Below are 18,719 nucleotides of genomic sequence, written 5' to 3'. Positions count from 1 at the left end.
GATCATCTAACAAACCTACTATGCGGCCAGGAACAACCATTTTATATCTACTCCTGTTATGGGCGGTATTGGCGGGGTGTAACACTGAGGGAAGCAGGGAGTTTGTCTGGGAAGAAGAAATCGTCCAGCTGACCGGAAAAGATCTTGGTAAATGGCTCCGTCAAGCCCCCTTTTCCAATGAGCTCGCCCAAACGGACAAAGACAGGACAGTACTTACCAATGCAAAACAGGTTTTCCCTTTTATGGCACGCTATAAAAGTGCCGTTGGGGAGCTGGAAAATTTCTATAACCATTCCGACAACCCTATTTACCAGCAAGAAACCGTTTTGTACCAAGACCCACAATGGGGAGATCTTTTTGTAAACGCTACATTACTGTATGATCACGAAGAAGTTTTTCTGGATTATCATTATAGTGAAATGGGGAATCCGGTCTTTGATGGAATAAGTGCCGTCACAACCTATAGCGCCAGCTTATTGGAAACACAGGTCTTTGCTCAAACGGCTTATTACAAAACCGGCCTCTATTGGGCGCAGACATTGGACAAGCGCTATCTCCTTGGATTTTATCAAAAAGGCAAACTGGTTTTTGAAGTGGCTGTACCACTTAATTCTACTGATACAGTAGCCACCTTGGCCAAATTAAAGGCAGTCAATGAAAAGCTGGAGCTCCATATCCCGGAGTGGAAGAATGCATCGGAACAGCAGCTGAAGGCTAAAGGCACACGGGATACGTTTTGGAAAAATCTTTTTATGGGAATCTACATGGATAAGGAATCGACATTGAATAAGGTCTATCTCAAAGTCAAGGACACTCCTTTCCAGCTTGCCGGAAAGATCGTTAAAGGCGATTATTACTTCAGTTATGAAGCGCCAAATGGCAAAGTAGCACTGTTTACAGTTTTGAAAGAGACAGCGCTTGACCAAAAAGCGTTTATTACTGAACATAAACAGCTGCTTTCCTATCAAAAAAACGGACAAACGGTGTACTATGAAGAGCAGCAAGATAGAGAAACGATAGAAGGAAAGGCTTTCGCCTATTATGGCCCCGGCAAGTACCTGGAAATTAATTATGGATACCCCAAAACCGACCAAGTAGCAAAGACCCACGTCCATGGCATATTAAAAAACATAAAGATTCGCAAGCATCTATAAACTTACACTTGCAGAAATCCACTGAGAAGATTTATTTCCTCTATCCTTTTCAGATCAATGCATAAAAGAAAGAATAATGGGAACAATAAAAATTATTTCTGTAGTCTTCGCCACGATAGGGATGGCATTGCTCGTCGTTGCTTTCATGAGTTACCAAAGCACCAACGATTGGCTGGATGAAGCGATGAAAACAGATGGGACAGTTATAGCCTTTCAATCCAGCTATTCAGATGGCACGACCCTATACCGACCGGTAATACAGTTTGAGGACAAAGGAGGAAATAATGTCATATTCCACTCATCCACGGCCAGTAGTCCTCCTGCTTATAGCAAGGGAGAAAACGTAACCGTATTATATCCTGAATCCAACCCGAATGAAGCGAAGATAGAAGGCTTCTTTTCTCTTTGGGGCATGGTTGTCATTGTTGGTGGTATCGGCATGGTATTTTTCCTTGTCGGTGGCGGTATTATATTTTCTGTAAAGCGCAAGAGCAACACCGATAAATGGTTAAGGCGCAATGGAAACTCCATAGACACTGCCTTTCAAGGTGTGATCCTTGATACTTCACTTACGGTAAATGGCAGACATCCATTTCGTATTCTGTCCCAATGGCAGGATCCTACCACATCGGAGGTCCATGTTTTTAAAAGCAATAGCCTGTGGTTTGACCCTTCCCAATTTATCGATCAAAAAAACATCAAGGTGTTTATTGGTTGGGACAATCCGAAAAAATATTATATGGATGTTTCTTTTTTGCCGAAGTATGGAGGGTGAAAAAACAAAGATGAGCATCATCCAGACCAACTTCAACCGCATTCCAAAATGAGATTTCATAATCATGATGAATAACTGAAAAAAACAGCAACTTATGTGGATCAGAATAGAAGAAATCAGTATTAGACAAATAGATGCCAACCATTTGGAAAACCCCAAAAGCGCTGGCGGCCCAATGGTGCTCAACTTATTTCAGCGAGAGGGTAGAACGGTGTTTTCTATAACAAGGAATAAAAAGGTCTATCCCCAATACTTAGAAACACCTGCCAGCAACCGGGCAGCGCATGGAATACGTATTCCAAACAGAAAGTGGACCAATGAAATGAAAGCCTTCGCCCAACAGGAGCTGGGGAAAATACCACCGCAAAAAGGAATCTTTAAAATAACCATTGTCGGTTGGTTATTCCTCTTACTGGCATTTGGCACGTTGGGTTATCTGGTTTATGAAGGCATACAGGCACCGGCCAAAGCAAAAAAACATCAACAGGAAATGGCCGTAAAAGCTACTGTATCAGAAGGCGATGTTTACTTTGGAAAGTACAGGGTATATAAAGAAAAAGGCAACTTTATAGGAAGTGAAGGAGGATTTGGCTGGTTTAAAGTGGTAAAAGTCGAAAACGGCACCTATTACATTGCCAAAAGCGTAGAAATGAGTGATACTGCCAAGCCGAAAGAACAGCTAAACAGCAACGGTTTTGAAAAGGAAAGTATGGCAGTCAAAGCAAAGGAACTGGGAGCTTACCATAAATCATTTGCCTCTGGGGACGGGCTTATAGAGATTTCATTTTCTGAAAAGAAAAACGAATAAAAATGATGTATAGCCAGAAACTGGTGCACCCAGTATATTGATATATACGAATCTGTAGATATGGTACAAAAATAGAAAAATCGACATTGGAGCATAATACCTTGCCCCAACCCCCGAAGTAACACAATACTTCAAGATTTTGCCCATACCGAAACGGCTTGCCAAATAAGTAACGGAAATCTACCAAGATGGCGGCAACAAGAAAATTGATAAAAGTAAGCGATATTGACGGCAATTTATTTGATTAAAATATACTGGCGTCCGAGAAAACAATCGTCAAATTAAAAAAATCAACTGTTCACACCCCTAAAGGGGACTTTCTAAAGCTCCCCTTTAGGGGATGGGGGCATTTTAGGGATTGGAATAAAAACCCTCAAATTTCTATTTAAAGACAGTTTTTGATCATATTTGAAATTTAGTCGGACGCCAGTAATCAAAATAAGAAAAAATGAAAAAACAGTTTTTCACGCTATCGCTATGTCTTCTTGTATACACAGCCTTTGGTCAGGTCGATGCACCACAAAAAAAAATCACAAATCTTGAACCTGATGTTTGGCTGGGTATCTGGGACGAAGCCCATTCTGGCGGGCAATTTACGATCGATACCATCAGTTATGATGAAATCCCGAAATATCTTGATTTTCGGGGAACCGTCGTAGAAGCCTTGCAATGGAACGACGAAAAGAATGAACACATACTCATACAGTCCGTGACCGGCCATTTTAACTGGAAAGAATATTATGATGAGGATTCTACCGATTATATGATTCAGGACAAATCAGAACTGTATGCCTATCATTTTCAAAAGCAAAAAGACGAACAGCATTTCACAAAGGTCTGGCGCATGTATGATTACAACGAATGCTATGGTGTAGACTGGTTTACAGGTTTTATCCCGGGAGCAACAACCATTACCGATGTAGATAAAGATGGAATTTCGGAAATCAGTATACCGTATGTCATTATCTGCCGGGGAGGTATGGATCCAGGAATAATGAATATAATCATGTATGAAGGAGATACACAATATGCCCTGGCAGGTGAAACGATGTTTTGCCGAGGAGAACAATCGTATGGTGGTACATATACCCAAAGCGACAACTTAGACAAAAACCCTAAGCTCCTTCATTTTTTAATGGCACGTTGGGATGCACATAAATGTGAGGATGACAGGTTATATTGAAAAATCAGCAATGAAACAAAGCAGGTGAAAATGGGACAGAAATCGACTTGGAGAAATTTGGAATCGCAAACAAGATGCATTTAAGGGCAAAGCCCACCGTGTTATCATTGACGAAGAAAAATCGTTATGGAACTGCTATACAACGCTTGTATTTTGACCCCGAACGGGAAAACAGAACCAGAACATGGCTGCGAATTAAATATAAAAAAAACGATATGAAAAACGCACTAAAAGCCTTGACCCTTCTCTTTAGTTTTTCTGCCTGTAACTTCAACCAGTCTGCAAAAAAAGATATTTCCTCCGGGGCATTGTTAGCTGATATGGATTTTTCCAATGGGAAATATGCGCTTTATATCAAACACAAAGAATTCGGCGAGTTTATGGTTTTGGACGAAGAAGCCCTAAAGGAAAACCGGGATAAATTAATAGTAAATATAAGTTTGGCCAATTATCTACCCGGAGAAGGAGATAGAAGTTTTGGTGTAATACTTTTTAAAGACAATAAACTGGTAACACAAAAATCAGGCGGTGTGTTTACACATTTTGCAATAGGCAATTTGGCCGACCATGCTGTTCCTGTGAAATCACAAAGAATACAAGGTGTTAAAAAAAGAATTCAGGAAAAACAGGATTCCATAGCAGACCAAAACAATATTTTCATCACCTACCAATCAGCATTTGTTCCCGATAACCGGGCATTCCGTTTCAGAGTTTATTTTCCCTGTATTGCCGTGCCCGTTACAAGAGGAAAAGACAGTGCCGGATATGAACGTATAATTACCGTAAATGGTATTAAGCACGACAAGTGGATAATGGAAAGTGAGTCTCTTTTCGATAGGCAATGGGGTGAAAAAATCGAACGCTGCATTCGGGATAAGGCAGGCACCATTACAGACTTCGAAGTTTCTATCGCAAAAAGCAGCATGTCAAATGCCTACTTACTCGATAAAGCGGGCAATGACCTTAAAACACCGAATAAAAAAACAATATATATCAAAGACTATATGTATTACAGTTTTACAGCATACCTTATGGCCGATAAGGACAATGCAGAAAAACTGTTAGCATTAGATTATTCCGATTGTATGAGTGAAGAGGACAGAAATCGTCCTCTACTTATTGCTAAAATGAAAGCGTTGGTAAAGCAAAGTACTCAGCCCCATTTAGATGTAGATAAGGGTGAGATCGGACTCGAAGGCTATAAAGATAACGTTACTAAATATAAAGCCCTTTATGAACAGGAATATTCTTTAACTTGGTTAGAAGTCGAAAGGAATTCCAAAATCATCGAAATCAAGAACAAATAGAAAAGACTAACCGGATCCTGTGCACTGTGAAGTCTAAGGGAATCAAAGAATTACTTAAGGGTCAATTGAAAAGGCTGGGGGGATTATGGTCGGTTCCGATAGCACGCAGATGGCGCAGATTAATAAGATTTGCGCTGATTTTTTATGCTGGAGCACGCATTCCTATTGCTAAATTAAAGAGAAATATGCTTACCATAGTCACCTGGAAATCTCTCATCCCCCAGAAATATTACTTGGTCCTTACTCAATACCAACATCCTGCTACTTACTATTAAAAAAGGCCTTTCGGAAATACCGAAAGGCCTTTTAGTGCGCACGAGAGGATTCGAACCTCCACGCCCATAGAGCACCACCCCCTCAAGATGGCGTGTCTACCAGTTTCACCACGTGCGCAGGATCAGGTTTGCAAAAGTAGAAAGATATCCCTTTCACTCCAAATGATCTATCTACATTTATTCGATATAAACCATGTCTCTTTCTCTCTGGCACTGATAATCAGGATGATTTCCGTTATATTTTTTTCTCCATGATGATCCTGTGATCTTCCGGTCTGTCCCTTTTTATCAGTTCAGTGATGATAAAGCCTCTCTTGAGCCCAAACCGGATCATGTCACTATGAACGTTCCTTGTTTTGAACACCAGCTTTTCATATCCGGATTTCTTTGCCCAATCTGTCTGTACTTCCGCCAAAATCCCAGCGATCCCATTACGCCGAAAAGCAGGCAGAACTCCTCCCATCCAGGAATAAAACGTCTTGTCATCCGTGGCATACCCTACCTTAAACCCTACCAATTTCCCTCCATATTCAGCCACTAAAATCAAATGGGGATTGCTCTTCAGTCGCTCGGCATAAGCCTCATCACCATAAGGCTGCCCAAACTCCGGTATGGCCAGGCTCAAGGAAAGGACTTCGGCTATAGTGCCTCCCCGAATCACAATTTCTAGTTTCTCCTGCTGCTTCATCAAAGGTCTATTTCCATTTTAATATCACACCGGACATATTTACCGGCCTCCGGCACCACTTCCTGAAACCCCATCTTTCGGTACATGTTAATCGCAGGCGTGAGTTTTTTACTACTGTAAAGCACCACCTTGCGGCCTCCCATTCCCCTGGCAACTTCCAAGATCGCCAGTGCCAAGGCCCAACCTACCCCCTTGCCCTGAGCTGCGGGAACCACCCTCATTTTGGTCATTTCATAGACTCCCGCTGCATGCTTCTTTAAAGCCACCGTGCCCACAATTTCCTCTTCCATCACCGCAAAAATCACGGCTCCGCCTTTATCCAACAAATTCTCCTGAGGACGCTCCAACACCTCTCGGTCAATCGGTTCTATAGCAAAATGCTCACTGATCCAAGCCTTATTGATCGATTCAAAGTAGGGCTGTAATGATGGCTGAAAAGGAATGATACGTATAGCTTCCATAAATAAAATCTAAAAATAATGGATAAATCACACCTCTCCAACGTCTAAAACCGATGATTAGTTGCATCAATATTTGGATTAAAATTTATTTTTAACTGTTTATTTAACAAACGTAAATTTGTTTATTAAATTTACAATATGATCACTGCTAATCAGCGAAGTATTGTCCATATGGACCTGGATTCTTTCTTTGTATCTGTCGAGCGTCTCTATGACGACAGATTGAAAGGGAGGCCTATCCTCATTGGCGGCACCGGAGACCGGGGGGTAGTTGCTTCTTGTAGCTACGAGGCGCGGGTGTTTGGCATCCACTCCGCCATGCCCATGCGTACCGCAAGACAGCTGTGTCCAGAAGCTCTGATCATCAGGGGAGACAGTGAGCGGTACAGCCAAAAATCCCATGAGATCACGGAAATTATCCGAGAAAACGTTCCCTTGTTCGAAAAATCCTCTATTGACGAGTTTTATATTGATTATTCAGGAATGGACCGTTTTTTTGGCTGTTTTAAAATGGCTCATGAACTGCGTCAAAAAATCATTAAAGAATCCGGTCTTCCCATTTCCCTGGGACTTTCCGAAAACAAAACCGTATCCAAAGTAGCCACTGGTGAAGCAAAACCCAACAATGAAAGAGAAATCCCCTATGGAACGGAAAAACCATTTTTAGCCCCACTTTCAGTAAGAAAGATCCCCATGATTGGCGAAAAAACCGCCCACAGCCTTTATGGCATGGGCGTAAAAAAAATCCAAACACTACAAACCATGCCACAAGAACTCCTGGAAAGTGCTTTTGGAAAAAATGGCCGACTGCTCTGGAATAAAGCCAACGGCATCGACAAAAGCCTCGTCGTGCCCTATTCGGAAGCCAAATCCATCTCTACCGAAAACACCTTCAGTCAAGACACTATCGATGTCCACATGCTGGAGGCCACTTTGGTAGCCATGACCGAACAGCTCGCCACCAAGCTCCGCAAACACAACCAGCTCACTTGCTGCGTAAGTGTCAAAATCCGCTACTCCGACTTTGACACCCATACCATGCAGCAGCGTATCCCTTACACAGCGGCGGACCACACGCTACTCCCCGTGGTCAAAGATCTCTTCAGAAAACTGTACAATCGCCGTATGCTGATCCGTCTTATCGGTGTCAGGTTTAGTGCCTTGGTGCATGGCCACTATCAGATCAATCTCTTTGATGACACAGAGGACAGTATCAAACTTTACCAAGCACTGGACCGCATCAATGTGAAATATGGAGAAAAGACTGTCTGCAGGGCTGTCGGCATGAATGTGGGACGACGAAGTTTCAACCCTTTTAATGGAGCGGGACTATAAATAGCCCTCCTATCCTAGGAAACATCCATAGCATGTGTTTTCAGTCATATGCCAGGCAAAAGCATCTTTTATTAAAACAGTTTCTTGATCGGATCTACATTCCGATTTAACGAGCAGCTAAAGGCCAATTTCCCACCACTGCATTAGAGCATCGGCAGACCAATTATTTACCGCTTGAAAATCAAACGCCGTATTACGTTATAAAGAATAAAACTTCGAAAACATCGCTCCTATACAGCTAAAAAGCGTCTGTTAGGCTGGCTCTTCTTTTAGCTCTTGCCTTTTTTGCTGTTCATTACCTGATGTGGTCAATCTCCCTGGTGATTGACGCGCGATTCTTTTAACCTTGCGCAGGGTCACCGCGTCCAATGTCAGACAAAGCACAACTACCGTTCCCAACACAGCTGGCAACAGTATATTATCCGAGAAACGTGATGTGCTTACGACCAAACACAAAAAAGCGAGTTTAATTCCTCCGAGCACTAAAGCCACTTGATCATGACGCAACCCCGACCTTAACAAAAAATGATGTACATGGGACTTGTCTGCAGCCATCGGCGGTTTTCCTCTTCTCACACGTTTGACCATTACCCTCAAAGTGTCAAAACACGAAACCAACACCAAGGCCAATCCCGCAGTAATGGGAGCTTCAAATCGCATGAAATGCGATGATGAAAGGATTTGGCCATTAGCTTCCACAAAAAACACGCTTAGCACTGCCAACACAAAACCAAGTGTCAGCGATCCCGTATCTCCCATGAATATTTTGGCAGGATGCCAGTTATACACCATAAACGCTAAAATACCTCCAGAACACGCCAAAGCGATCATTCCGTACGTAGGGAATCCTGCAGCAAGAAACCACCCTCCCAAAAACAAAAAGGAGATCAGGCTCAACGTTCCTGCAAGGCCATCCAATCCATCCACCAAATTGAAGGCATTGGTAAGTCCGATTATGGTAAAGATCGTCAGTGAATAGCTGATCCAAACGGGCAACTCCTCTATTCCCAGAAAACCATAAAAACTACTCACTCTTATATCCCCCATCACCACTACCAAACTGATCGCCAAGAGCTGTCCCAATAGTTTTTGTATTGCCGTCAATTCAACCAAATCATCCCGAATACCAATTAAAAACATCACTCCAATACCCATCATTAAAAAACGAGCCTCTGCCCATTGCTGCCAATCCATGGTAATAATTAAGCCTATCAATAAAGCAATCACAATCCCAATACCTCCCATGGAAGGGATCGCTTCCTTATGGATTTTCCTGCCACCAGGTACATCCAGAATGTCTGTTCTTTTGATTACTTTGATAATGACTGGGGTGACTATCAATCCTATAAAAAAAGCGATGAGTATGGTAGAGAATTGAAACATATTAAAAGCACTTGGTTTAATGAAGGTATGTTCTTTTCGTGGGACAATTTTTATCTTTCCGCCAACTACTGTGCCATTTCATAAAAAATCTTTATTCTGCAACCAAAACGGGTTATACCCCATTTTATTTATCGCAAAATGTAGAAGTTTTACACAAACATTCTACATATAGTAGATTTTCTCCGAAAATATTCGGATTACACACATTTTAAAGTAGTTTATTCCTTTTATTCTTTACAAAGTTATCACCACTTCGCAGTTAATACAATACCCTTTTTGGGGTATTTTTGCCATACTCATTCCTATTAGGTAATTTATACTTCCATTAAGCCTATAATATTTCTTCATTCTTGCTATAACAACACCTAGTTCTTTACGATAAAAACTGCAGATTTATTTAAGTATGCTGTGTTATAGTATCTTTATATGTCTTATATTGAGGTAAAGTTGAAGCTTTGTCTTGAAAAACAGGTTTTAAAAAATAGTGTTTATGAAAATATTTACTCCTTATCGCTGGCTAATTGCCCTAGCATTCATCGCCAGTTTTACCATTTCTTGTTCTGATCGTGAGATGGAACCAAACCCCAAGCCGGCCGATGATGACGATGATGTCGAAAACCCTAATATCGCCATTAACGAATGGATACAAGCAGTAATGGAAGAGGTTTATCTTTGGACAGACACAATGAATGATCCCATTGCTATTGATTCAGAACCTGAAAGTTATTTCGATGCCTTACTCGTAAATCAAGACCGTTTTTCTGTCATCTACCCCAATTATGAAGATTTAGTCAAATTACTGGAAGGGGTACAGAAGGAAGCAGGCTATGAAATCCAACTGGCTCAAGTCTCTGGTTCCAATGATGTCTACGCCATCATCACCTATGTAAAAAAAGATAGTCCAGCTGATCAAGCAGGCCTAAAAAGGAATGATCGGTTTTTCGAAATAAACGGTGTACAAATAACCGTCGGCAACTATTCATCTTTATTACAAAGCATTGGAGAAGCCCATACGCTGGATATAAGAAGACTAAATAAAGACAGTGGCCAGTTTGAAATACTTGGGGAAGACCCCGTATCCTTATCCGTGGTAGAACTAGCAGAGAACCCAATTCTGCTCGACAGTGTATACACCATTGACAATAAAAAGATAGGTTACCTCGTCTATAACTTCTTTGCACCTGGTGAAGAGTTGACGTCTGAAGACATTCGCTATGGCGTTTATGACCGACAGCTCGAAGAAATTTTTACGGAATTCAAGACCAAAGGAGTAGAAGAATTGGTCCTTGACTTACGATATAACGGTGGCGGATACACTTCCAGTGCCGTCCACCTGGCCAGCCTGATCGGTCAGGGAATATCCGAAGGGGATTTGTTTTATTACACCAAATACAATGATCTCGTCCAAGCCTATTTCCAACAGGAATATGGCCCGGAATATTTCAATATCAGGTTCGTCAACAAAACACAGAATATCGGTAACCAGCTTGCTTCTGGCAAATTGTATGTGCTTACATCAAGTGCTACAGCCTCTTCCAGTGAATTGATCATTAATGGTTTGAGACCTTATATGGATGTGGTGATCATAGGGGGAACCACTTATGGAAAAAACGTAGGCTCTATCACTATCCAGGACACCGAAAATGAAGACAATGAATATGGCCTATTGCCTATCATTTCCAGGAGCTTCAATAAAAATGATGAATCAGATTACACCACAGGATTCACTCCTGACATCGCTTCTGATGAATTTGCGAATAATTTTAACCTATTACAACTTGGCGATATAAATGAAATCATGTTTAGTGATGCTATCGATGCGATCATGGGCACATCAAGCGGAAGGACATCAAGAAAATCAACGGTCCAATCACTCAAAGTGGACAATAGTATTCGGCACCAATTTAGGTTTGGACGAATGATCGAATCGACACCAGATTTTAATTAAGATCGTTTTGGCACTTAATGACAAAAGCCATAATGATCGACCATCATGGCTTTTGTTGGATCAAGCAATATTTCTGGGGAAAGATAATTTCAGTACATTTTAACCTGAGTTTCGTAATTAGTATTTACTGGCTCCCGAGAAAACAATCGTCAAATTGAAAAAAAGCAACTGTTTTCACCCCTAAATCCCTTAAAGGGGATGAGGGTCATTTTAGGGATTGGAATAAAACCCTCCAATTTCTATTTAAAGACAGTTTTTATCATATTTGAAATTTGATCGGACGCCTGTAATTAGTATTAGACAACGTCCCCGATAGTATCGGGGCGAGCTGCCACAGCTCCTTCACACCCTCAAACTCCCTTCTCACGCTTCGCAGTGACGATTTTTAAATCAAACTGAGGTTTTTATTTTAAGAATACACAGAAATGAAAAAGCCACTCCCGTCAAGGAGTGGCTTTTTTACTTTGTTTTTCTTCTCAATCCCTCTATCAGTTCAGGTCGCTGAGGTTTTTCTTTGCTATCGCAAAATCCGGAGCATTGGCCAAGGCTGCTTCGAAAGCTGTTTTGGCCTCAGAAGCGGCTCCCTGATCTTTGTACACCAAGCCTTTTAGATTGAGCGCGGCAGCTTTCATGCTTATGTCCTGTGTGGAATTATCCTCCAACGGGAATGTCAGTTTTTGCTCTTCGGATTTACTGTTCTTCACTAGCATATCCACAGAATTCAGTGCCTCATCATATTTCTTAAGAGAATACTGCAGATAAGCCGTCTTATATAAGCTGAACATATCACCTGACAACAAATGTAGAGACTCAAAATGAGGCAATGCCCTGTCCAGCGCGCCCAATTGCTCCAATGAATACGCCGCAACTTCCAGTGCGGAAATATTTTGGTCATCGACTTTCAAAATATCAAGCGCCACTAAAGCCGCTGAGCTAAACTGCTCCATTTCATAATACAATGAAGCCAGCAATTCTGCATACCGTGGATTTTCAGGATTTTTGACAACCAACTCATAGAGTTTGTTCTTGGCCACCGAGGGATCATTATAGCGCAAAGCCATCTGATAAATCCGCAAAGCTCCCTGTGCTTCTATTGCTTTGCTGCTATCTTTCACTGCAGTGGTAGTAGTATCCTGGGCTTGTACGCCCAAACAAATCATGAACAGCGCTAAGGCTGCGATTTTAAACTTATTCATACGCTTACTTACTAATTTTCCTTTTTGGTAATACCTTTAGACTTGGCCAATCTATACATTAACCGTATAGCCTGTTCCTTATTGTTTTCAATTTGGCCTTCTAATATAGCTTCTTTTATTTCTTCCTTTAGCTCCCCTACCACTTTTGATGGGGAAAGCCCAAATATTTCCATAATTTCCTCTCCAGATACAGGAGGTTGGAAATTCCTGACATGGTCTTTTTCCTCTACTTCCTGGATTTTCAGTTCGACTTTGTCAAAATTGGCCAGAAAGCGCTTTACGCGATTGGGGTTTTTGGATGTCACATCTGCCCTGCATAGCTTCATCAGGTCATCCACGTCATCCCCAGCCTCATACAGCAATCTCCTTATTGCAGAGTCTGTCACCTTATCATTGACAAGAGCTATAGGGCGCAAATGCAATCTTACTAATTTCTGCACATATTTCATGCGCTCGTCCATGGGTAATTTCAGCTTTCTGAAAATTTTCGGGGTCATTCGAGCCCCTTTATCCTCATGACCATGAAAAGTCCATCCTACTTTCTTATTGAATCGTTTGGTGGCTGGCTTTGCAATATCGTGCATAATGGCTGCCCATCTCAGCCATAGGTCATCTGTGGCGGTGCTGACATTGTCCAGTACCTGAAGGGTGTGGTAAAAATTGTCCTTATGGGACTTATCCCCTACGGAATCCACTCCTTGTAAGTCCACCATTTCAGGAAAAAACTGATGCAGCAATTTACTGACAAACAACAGCTTAAATCCATAACTAGGGGTATCCGAAAGGATGATTTTATTTAGTTCATCGATGATCCGCTCGCCGGATATGATATTGAGCCGCTCGGCGTTCCGAATGAGACCATCGAATGTAGATGGATCGATATCAAAATCCAGCTGTGCGGCAAAACGTACCGCACGAAGCATTCTCAAGGGATCATCAGAAAAGGTCGTATCAGGATCCAGTGGTGTCCGGATCAGTTTTCTTTTCAGATCCCTTACCCCATCGAAAGGATCGACCAACTCGCCATATTTGGCCTCATTGATGGATATGGCCATGGCATTGATCGTGAAATCCCGGCGTTCCTGATCCTCTTGGAGCGTCCCGTCTTCCACGATGGGTTTTCGCGAATCATGGCGGTAGGATTCTTTCCTTGCTCCCACAAACTCTAATTCCCAGTCATCCAGCTTGATCATGGCCGTGCCAAAATTCTTGAACACCGACAGTGGAACATGCTCTTCAAAAGACTCCGCTACCTTTTTGGCTAGTGCAATTCCACTACCTACGCAGACAAAATCGATGTCCTTTGCTGATATTTTCACTCTTTTTAACAACAGGTCCCTTACAAATCCCCCTACCACATAGGCTTCTAAGTTCAACTCATCCGCACACTCCCCCACTCTTTTGATGACCTCAAGATGTGCTATTTCTTTCGTTAAGTTCATTCACCTATTTTTACATCTCCTTCTGCGCTCAAAAACAGCTTTTTTACCTCACCCTGGAATAAGGGGAATTTCTCGGACACGGACCCGATGGCCTCTTCCTTCTTTCCATGCTGAACCACCAGTGGTCTGCTGAAGCTGAAGACGATATTGTTCCAAAAACCTTTCTTCAAAATACTGAATTTCACCTTTTCCACATGAATAGGCCCCTTCTTCAATAAATCACTGGCCCAAGAGGTATAGACAGTGGGTTTGGTAGCAAATTCAATAATATCAAGGGCAATTTCAGAAAATTGCCCCGCCAAAGCCCTTATCTGGAACAAATCCACAAGCAGAAAAATGGCCTGTGAATCGTCTTTATCTTGAAAATGTTCTGGAACGATCAATTCTACCGGCTTACCACTGCCATCCAATACACAGACTCGGCCCTTTTCCCTCAGTTCATCAACAATGGTTTTTACTTCCATTCCTTTTTTTGTTTTATTGAACGCCAAAATTAAAATACTTTATGAAGTAGTCCGTATTTTTTTTGCATTTACATGAGCAATGGTGCCAGAAAAACAGCACACAACATTTTTCCAAAACATTTCAATGAAGATACAAATATTTTACCTATCTTTGCACTTCAATTTGGATCAGAACAAAAATTCGAAAAGATATGGCAGTTACTACATTAAAAAGAAAAGCTAGAAGAAACAGGCAGAGACAGGTTACCCGCGTAATCAAGATCAAACAGCTTAACGCAAAGCCTGTAATCAAAAATGTGGATGTGGAAGAACTCAAAAAAGAGTTCTCTAAATAATAGTGCCACTGGTGCATATCATAAAGAGGCCATCTACTTCGGTAGATGGCCTCTTTTGATGTCTAACCACCTAATTATCAAACACTATTTTATCCATCGTTCGTATAAAATGTGTATCAGTACGCCTATGGGGCTTTTCCGAGGGGAAAACAAAATTTTAATCCAATCCTCCTCCCTCAAGTCAATAATTTTATTTAATTTTGAGCCCCATAGGAATTCAAACAAAACATTATAACATTCTTATGGCGTCACCCACTAAGTACATCTTTATTACAGGGGGAGTTACTTCTTCATTAGGCAAAGGAATCATTGCTGCATCTCTGGCCAAGCTACTACAGTCCAGAGGATTTAAGGTTACCATCCAAAAATTTGATCCTTACCTGAACATCGATCCAGGTACGCTCAACCCTTACGAACACGGTGAGTGTTTCGTCACCGAGGACGGCGCGGAAACAGACTTGGACCTAGGTCATTACGAGCGGTTCCTGAACACCAACACCTCTCAGAACAATAACGTCACCACTGGTAGAATTTACAACAATGTTATCACCAAGGAACGTAAGGGAGAGTTTTTAGGAAAAACAGTACAGGTGATTCCGCACATCACTGATGAAATCAAAAACAGTTTTTATAAGCTCGGCGAAGAAGGAAACTACGATGTGGTCATCACAGAGATCGGGGGCTGTGTGGGGGATATCGAGTCACTACCGTTTATTGAAGCCGTAAGGCAGGCAAGATGGGACCTCGGGCCGAATAATTTCCTCGTAATACACCTTACCCTCATCCCATACCTTTCTGCTGCCAAAGAGCTCAAAACCAAACCTACCCAACACTCGGTAAAACAATTGCTGGAAGCAGGTATACAGCCTGACATCCTTGTATGCCGCTCTGAACACCATCTTCCGCTCGATGTGAAGAAAAAACTTGCGCTCTTCTGTAACGTACAGCTAAACTGTGTCATCGAAGCCATGGATGCTGAAACCATCTATGATGTACCACTTCATATGAAGAAGGAAAAGCTGGACGAAAGGGTAATGACCAAATTGAAGCTCCCTTCAAAATCCGATACCAAGCTGGAGCTTTGGAAGGAGTTTCTAGGAAGGCTGAAAAACCCCACACAAGAAGTCAATATCGGCTTGGTAGGAAAATACATTTCCTTGCCTGATGCCTACAAATCCATCATCGAGTCATTTATACATGGAGGAGCAGCCTGCGAGACCAAAGTCAACCTTTCCCTGATCTCTTCAGAAGAAATAGGAAAGGAAAACGTAGCCAAAAAGCTGGCTGAACTGGACGGCATCCTGGTAGCACCCGGTTTTGGTGAACGGGGACTTGAAGGTAAGATGGAAACTGTTAAATTTGCTCGTACCAAAAAAATACCTTTCTTCGGTATTTGCCTTGGTATGCAAGTAGCAGTAATAGAATTTGCCAGAAACGTACTTGGCCTGACTGATGCCAACTCCATAGAAATGAATCCAGAAACACCGCACCCGGTGATCTCACTGATGGAAGAACAAAAAAACGTAGAACAAATGGGCGGCACTATGCGACTGGGTTCTTACCCTTGTGAGCTTACCAAGGGCACCAAGGTGAGCGCCGCCTATGGCAAAGCCAAAATACAGGAAAGACACAGGCATCGTTACGAATTTAATAACGACTACCTAAAACAATACAAGGAAAACGGATTGGTACCGACAGGTATCAATCCTGAAAGTGGCTTGGTAGAGATTGTAGAGCTTAAAGACCATCCATGGTTTGTGGGTACTCAGTTTCATCCCGAGTATAAAAGTACGGTGCTAAATCCGCATCCACTTTTCGTACGGTTTATCCAAGCCACATTGGACAATAAAAAGAACAATAACTAAAGCAAGATACATCAAAGGGCTCATACGGTCCTTTGGTGATTTTCAGAATTAAATAATTATGGATAGAAATCAAGCGACAGGTCTAATCCTATTCGCAGCCGTGCTTCTGATTTACTCATTCTTCTTCAGTTCACCAGAGCCGGTTACAGATGAGCAAAGCACTACTTCCACTGAAGTCCAAGAGGATAGTGCTTCGAAGCAAACTGCTGCACCCTCCACACCAGAGATTCCTGACAGTGTTAAAAACCTCCAAAACCAACAGCAGTTTGGTGAATTCTCTACCCTGGTAGATGGAAAAGAAGAATTTTTAGTACTTGAAAACGAATTGGTCAAAATCACCTTTTCATCCAAAGGCGGTGAAATCAAAAGTGCTGAGTTAAAAAATTATAAGACCTGGGCCAAGCAACCATTAATATTAATGGATGAACAAAGCGCCTCGATCGACTACCAAATCCAGACGAACAAAGGCCCTATGAGCCTTAATCAGTTTTATTTTGCTGGAGAAAAAAGCACAGTAACGGTAGATGAAACCTCTGCCCAGCAAGTGACTTTTAAGGCTGAAACAGCTTCTGGAATCATCACCAGAACTTACACCCTTCCTGATGGCCAATATGTGATCGATCAAAAAATCACAACCAACGGGCTCAGCAGCCTTTCTGACCAAAACATTACTGTTCGCTGGGAGGACAATCTCAAGAAGCAGGAAGCTGACATTAGTGAATCCAGACGTAAAACCTACGTCAACTTTTATACTACTGAGGGAGATTATGATTACTTGAGCGCTTCCTCTGATGAAGACGCTGAACAACCTAGTGAACCAATCAAATGGGTGGCCTTTAAGCAGCGGTTTTTCACGGCTGGTATCATCTCGCCAAATCAATTCACGAATGTGAACTTAGAGCAGACTATCCCTACGGACACGATGTCTGTGAAAAACATGACCGCGACCCTTTCCTTCCCATTGGAAAATGGACAGGCGAGCAACAGTTATTATTTTGGCCCGAACAACTACAAGATACTGAAGAAAGTCACGCCAGATTTTGAGAAAAATGTGGACATGGGCTACTTCTTTGTGAGCTGGGTAAACAAGTACATCATCGTAAACCTCTTCCATTACCTGGAAAAAGTCATCAGCAATTACGGTGTCATCATTATCCTGATTGTATTTATCATCAAACTGTTCTTGTTTCCATTGACTTACAAGTCATATATTGGCATGGCCAAGATGCGGGTAATCAAGCCGGAGATTGATGAGCTGAAAGAAAAATACCCAGATGACCCTACCAAGCAGCAGCAAGAGCAAATGAAGCTTTTCGGCCAACTTGGGGTAAGTCCTATCAGCGGCTGTCTGCCAATGATTTTGCAGATGCCTTTCTTGTTTGCCATGTTCTTTTTCTTCCCTAATTCCATCGAACTACGACAAGAAAGCTTCCTATGGGCCCATGACTTGTCCACATATGATTCGATCGTAAGCCTGCCGTTTACCATTCCTTTTTATGGAAGTCACGTCAGCTTGTTTACCCTGTTGATGACCGTTTCCCAAATCGTTTACACACGATTTAACAATCAACTGACAGCAGCACAGGGACCAATGAAAAACCTTGGTTACATCATGCCGGTAACCTTTATGTTTGTCCTGAACTCCTATCCGGCGGCCTTGAGTTTCTACTATTTTGTTTCCAACATGGTGACCTTTGGCCAGCAAGCTCTTATCAAGCGCTTTGTGGATGATGGTAAAATCCGTGAGAAAATCGAGAAAAACAAAAAGAAAAACGTCAACAAGAAGAAGTCAAAGTTCCAGCAAAGACTGGAAGATGCGATGAAAGCCGCTGAGTCAAACAAAAAGAAAAAATAAACGACAATCTGCATTATAATTGAAAAAGGTGGCCTTTATAAGCCACCTTTTTTTAAATCATTCTGGTGACTTTTTATGATGGTTTTCAGTTATAGTCCGTTATAAATCAAAAAGTTAAAGCTATCCACACCCCAATGTGGAAAACAAACTATTTCATGTAAGGATTAAACTTATATCTTTGTGTTGCGTGAAATTAACATTTTGGAAGAGATGTAGCGACATGGTACTTAAACAGCAAGACAATA

General features: G+C 41.9%; 16 protein-coding genes and 1 tRNA gene. 10 read left to right on the top strand and 7 right to left on the bottom strand.

Annotation, left to right across the window (positions count from 1 at the left end; all coding sequences use genetic code 11):
* Positions 1–20 precede the first annotated feature (20 nt).
* The 5 genes from FKX85_RS11415 to FKX85_RS11395 all read left to right on the top strand — a co-directional run bounded on the left by FKX85_RS11415 (position 21) and on the right by FKX85_RS11395 (position 5,227).
* A complete protein-coding gene (locus FKX85_RS11415; RefSeq protein WP_141614855.1) occupies positions 21–1,154 on the top strand; it encodes a hypothetical protein in 1,134 nt (377 codons plus the stop codon).
* Positions 1,155–1,230: 76 nt separating this feature from the next.
* Positions 1,231–1,929, top strand: coding sequence for a DUF3592 domain-containing protein (locus FKX85_RS11410; protein WP_141614854.1), 699 nt, complete (start codon positions 1,231–1,233; stop codon positions 1,927–1,929).
* 94 nt (positions 1,930–2,023) lie between these two features.
* Positions 2,024–2,737 (top strand): hypothetical protein, encoded by a 714-nt coding sequence (locus FKX85_RS11405; RefSeq protein ID WP_141614853.1) that lies wholly within the window; start codon positions 2,024–2,026, stop codon positions 2,735–2,737.
* Positions 2,738–3,185: 448 nt separating this feature from the next.
* Positions 3,186–3,920 carry a M949_RS01915 family surface polysaccharide biosynthesis protein gene (locus FKX85_RS11400; RefSeq protein WP_141614852.1) on the top strand — a complete coding sequence of 245 codons (735 nt, stop codon included), beginning with the start codon at positions 3,186–3,188 and terminating at the stop codon, positions 3,918–3,920.
* 215 nt (positions 3,921–4,135) lie between these two features.
* A complete protein-coding gene (locus tag FKX85_RS11395; RefSeq protein ID WP_141614851.1) occupies positions 4,136–5,227 on the top strand; it encodes a hypothetical protein in 1,092 nt (363 codons plus the stop codon).
* A 310-nt stretch (positions 5,228–5,537) separates the two neighbouring features.
* On the opposite strand, the gene FKX85_RS11390 is transcribed toward FKX85_RS11395, so the two are convergent.
* The 3 genes from FKX85_RS11390 to FKX85_RS11380 all read right to left on the bottom strand — a co-directional run bounded on the left by FKX85_RS11390 (position 5,538) and on the right by FKX85_RS11380 (position 6,651).
* Positions 5,538–5,620, bottom strand: a tRNA-Leu gene (locus FKX85_RS11390).
* A gap of 117 nt (positions 5,621–5,737) precedes the next feature.
* Positions 5,738–6,190 carry a GNAT family N-acetyltransferase gene (locus tag FKX85_RS11385; RefSeq protein ID WP_141614850.1) on the bottom strand — a complete coding sequence of 151 codons (453 nt, stop codon included), beginning with the start codon at positions 6,188–6,190 and terminating at the stop codon, positions 5,738–5,740.
* A complete protein-coding gene (locus tag FKX85_RS11380) occupies positions 6,190–6,651 on the bottom strand; it encodes a GNAT family N-acetyltransferase (protein ID WP_141614849.1) in 462 nt (153 codons plus the stop codon). The genes FKX85_RS11385 and FKX85_RS11380 overlap by 1 nt, the downstream gene beginning before the upstream one ends.
* A 138-nt stretch (positions 6,652–6,789) precedes the next feature.
* Between FKX85_RS11380 and dinB the strand changes: the two genes are divergently transcribed.
* The gene (dinB, locus tag FKX85_RS11375; protein ID WP_141614848.1) at positions 6,790–7,986 is read left to right on the top strand and encodes a DNA polymerase IV; all 1,197 of its coding nucleotides are present in this window, start codon (positions 6,790–6,792) and stop codon (positions 7,984–7,986) included.
* A 252-nt stretch (positions 7,987–8,238) separates the two neighbouring features.
* On the opposite strand, the gene FKX85_RS11370 is transcribed toward dinB, so the two are convergent.
* Positions 8,239–9,369, bottom strand: a complete 1,131-nt coding sequence (locus tag FKX85_RS11370) for a glycosyltransferase family 4 protein (protein ID WP_141614847.1) — start codon at positions 9,367–9,369, stop codon at positions 8,239–8,241.
* 490 nt (positions 9,370–9,859) lie between these two features.
* Between FKX85_RS11370 and FKX85_RS11365 the strand changes: the two genes are divergently transcribed.
* On the top strand, positions 9,860–11,317 hold the full coding sequence (locus tag FKX85_RS11365) for a S41 family peptidase (protein WP_141614846.1): 1,458 nt from the start codon (positions 9,860–9,862) through the stop codon (positions 11,315–11,317).
* A gap of 488 nt (positions 11,318–11,805) precedes the next feature.
* Here the strand turns inward: FKX85_RS11365 and FKX85_RS11360 are convergent, their stop codons facing one another.
* The 3 genes from FKX85_RS11360 to FKX85_RS11350 are packed head-to-tail and all read right to left on the bottom strand — an operon-like array spanning position 11,806 to position 14,419.
* The gene (locus FKX85_RS11360; RefSeq protein WP_141614845.1) at positions 11,806–12,513 is read right to left on the bottom strand and encodes a tetratricopeptide repeat protein; all 708 of its coding nucleotides are present in this window, start codon (positions 12,511–12,513) and stop codon (positions 11,806–11,808) included.
* Between the two features lie 11 nt (positions 12,514–12,524).
* Positions 12,525–13,955, bottom strand: a complete 1,431-nt coding sequence (locus tag FKX85_RS11355; protein ID WP_141614844.1) for a CCA tRNA nucleotidyltransferase — start codon at positions 13,953–13,955, stop codon at positions 12,525–12,527.
* Entirely contained in the window at positions 13,952–14,419 is a 468-nt protein-coding gene (locus tag FKX85_RS11350; protein ID WP_141614843.1) for a hypothetical protein, read from the bottom strand. The genes FKX85_RS11355 and FKX85_RS11350 overlap by 4 nt, the downstream gene beginning before the upstream one ends.
* A 191-nt stretch (positions 14,420–14,610) precedes the next feature.
* On the opposite strand from FKX85_RS11350, the gene FKX85_RS21450 reads away from it, so the two are divergent.
* From FKX85_RS21450 to yidC, 3 genes are all read left to right on the top strand, one after another.
* Complete coding sequence (locus FKX85_RS21450) at positions 14,611–14,754, top strand: hypothetical protein (protein ID WP_168196248.1); 144 nt, start codon at positions 14,611–14,613, stop codon at positions 14,752–14,754.
* Between the two features lie 242 nt (positions 14,755–14,996).
* Positions 14,997–16,619 carry a CTP synthase gene (locus FKX85_RS11345; protein WP_141614842.1) on the top strand — a complete coding sequence of 541 codons (1,623 nt, stop codon included), beginning with the start codon at positions 14,997–14,999 and terminating at the stop codon, positions 16,617–16,619.
* 58 nt (positions 16,620–16,677) lie between these two features.
* Complete coding sequence (yidC, locus tag FKX85_RS11340; RefSeq protein WP_141614841.1) at positions 16,678–18,474, top strand: membrane protein insertase YidC; 1,797 nt, start codon at positions 16,678–16,680, stop codon at positions 18,472–18,474.
* Positions 18,475–18,719 lie beyond the last annotated feature (245 nt).

Origin of the sequence: Echinicola soli (assembly GCF_006575665.1) — a bacterium.
Classification (GTDB): Bacteria; Bacteroidota; Bacteroidia; order Cytophagales; family Cyclobacteriaceae; genus Echinicola; species Echinicola soli.
Note: the sequence above shows the minus strand (reverse complement) of the source record. Positions and strands in the feature narration are given on the sequence as shown.